This is a genomic window from Streptomyces sp. NPDC097619, from assembly GCF_040302735.1.
Classification (GTDB): Bacteria; Actinomycetota; Actinomycetes; order Streptomycetales; family Streptomycetaceae; genus Streptomyces.
This window is the reverse complement of the sequence record NZ_JBEOSD010000316.1, coordinates 1-1,827: the sequence shown is the minus strand read 5'-3', so window position 1 is coordinate 1,827 and position 1,827 is coordinate 1. Positions and strand designations below refer to the sequence as shown.

The following is a 1,827-nucleotide window of genomic DNA, read 5'->3' as shown; positions in this document are numbered from 1 at the left end:
CGGCCTCCGAAGGAGAGATCAAAGAGCCGAGACGGAGCGAGCGCAGCGAGTGCAGTGGCACCAGACGCCGCGGGCCTCACCGGCAAGATCCAAAAGACACGACCTAGTCCTCGCCTCGGATGATGTTCTCCTCCGCCGGCGCGCCGACGTCCTTGCTCTCGCCGGCGTCGGCGTCGGCGCGAACCGTCCGGATGACGGCCGGACGGCACGTGCGGACCCGTCCGTCGAGTGGCCGGACCGGCGTGGGTAGGGGAGCTTCTCGGCCGGCTGCCGTGACCTCCATGATCAAGACCCCTTCGCTTCACGTGTGATATACCGATTTCCGGTATTGACAATGATTTCTGATGATTTGCGTATGCCCATGTCCCCGTGGGCCATGCTCGTGCTCGAGCGCCGCGGTGGCGAAGCCGCGATGCGACGGGCGCGACCGGGCGCGCCGACGGGATGACCCGACGAGAGCGCGGCCCGGCCCGCGGCGCCGTCGGCGTTGCCGAGCCGGTGTGAGGGAAGGCGGTCGGATGGCCCGGACGGCGTTGGTCGTGATCGACATGTTGAACACCTACGAGCACGAGGATGCCGAGGTGCTGGTCCGTTCCGTCCGCGAGGCGTTGCCCGGCATCCGGACGCTGTTGGGGCGGGCGCGGGCGGCCGGGGCGCCGGTGGTGTACGTGAACGACAACTTCGGGCGCTGGCGCTCCCACCACGGGGAGATCCTCGATGCCGCGTTGGCGGGGCGGCACGCGGACCTGGTCGAGCCGATCGCACCGGACGAGGACTCCCTCTTCGTGGTCAAGGCCCGCCACTCCGCGTTCTTCGAGACGCCCCTGTCCTACCTCCTGGACCGGCTCGACATCAGCCGCGTCGTCCTGTGCGGGCAGGTCACCGAACAGTGCGTGCTGTACTCGGCCCTGGACGCCCACATCCGACACCTGCGCGTCACCGTGGCCGACGACGCCGTCGCCCACATCGACCCCGGCCTCGCCGAAGCCGCCCTGCGCATGATGGAACGCAACATGGCCGCCGACATCAGCCCCAGCGACCGGGTCGCCTTCGAGGAAGACGCTGAGACCTGACGTCAGCGGGGGAGGTGTCGTCGAGTGGCGGCGAGGGCGTCGACGGTGTGGGCGTGGACGGGGAGTGCGGGCTGGTTGGCGTTGATCAGGTGCCGGACGGCGGGGACGGGAGTGGCGACGGCAAGGCGGATGCCGTTGGTGTCGCAGTGGCGGGCCAGGCGGAGGATCACGGAGACAGCTGTGGTGGTGCTTGCCGTGGGGCCGAGGACGACGACCACGGCGATGGGCCGGTGTTCGGTGATGAGCTCGTGGATGTCCTGGGTGAGTCCGGCACGCCGATCGGTGGCGACGGGTTCGTGGACACTCACGACGAGGGTGTCGGCTTCGAGCTGGAGGCGGCTGGTGAACTCCACGGGCACTCCCTGAGAGGTGAAGGGCGTCCGCAGGTCGGGCGCGGCGGCCCAACGGCTGCGGGCCCGCCTCGGTTACGGTCCCGGGGTGGTGGGGGTTGACCGGGTCACAAGGATCCCGCCCGGCGGACAGCCCAAGTGCTGTCACCGGGTCGTCTGTACAGACTGCCCGCGTTCCCGCGCCGGAAGCCTGATCGGGAGGAGGTGCTCTCGCCCCACCGGGCCGTCGGCTGCCCGGCTGCTGTGGGCGGGCCGTGTGTTCGAGCAGACGGGACGTGCCGCACAGGACGGGCCCCAGAGCGGGGGCACCGGCTGGGTGGACGGGGAACTCCCGGTGTCCGACGGCTGCGCCACCTCCGGTCCGGTCTGCCGGGCGCGGGGCGAGGCCACCCGAAGGCCTCGCC

The 1,827-nt window shown here is 70.7% G+C and carries 2 protein-coding genes; one reads left to right on the top strand and one right to left on the bottom strand.

Going from position 1 to position 1,827, the window contains the following annotated elements:
* Window positions 1-518: 518 nt before the first annotated feature.
* Window positions 519-1,073, top strand: a complete 555-nt coding sequence (locus ABTZ17_RS36715) for a cysteine hydrolase family protein (RefSeq protein WP_352200165.1) — start codon at window positions 519-521, stop codon at window positions 1,071-1,073.
* 2 nt (window positions 1,074-1,075) lie between these two features.
* On the opposite strand, the gene ABTZ17_RS36710 is transcribed toward ABTZ17_RS36715, so the two are convergent.
* Entirely contained in the window at window positions 1,076-1,426 is a 351-nt protein-coding gene (locus tag ABTZ17_RS36710; protein ID WP_352200164.1) for a hypothetical protein, read from the bottom strand.
* Between the last annotated feature and the right edge of the window lie 401 nt (window positions 1,427-1,827).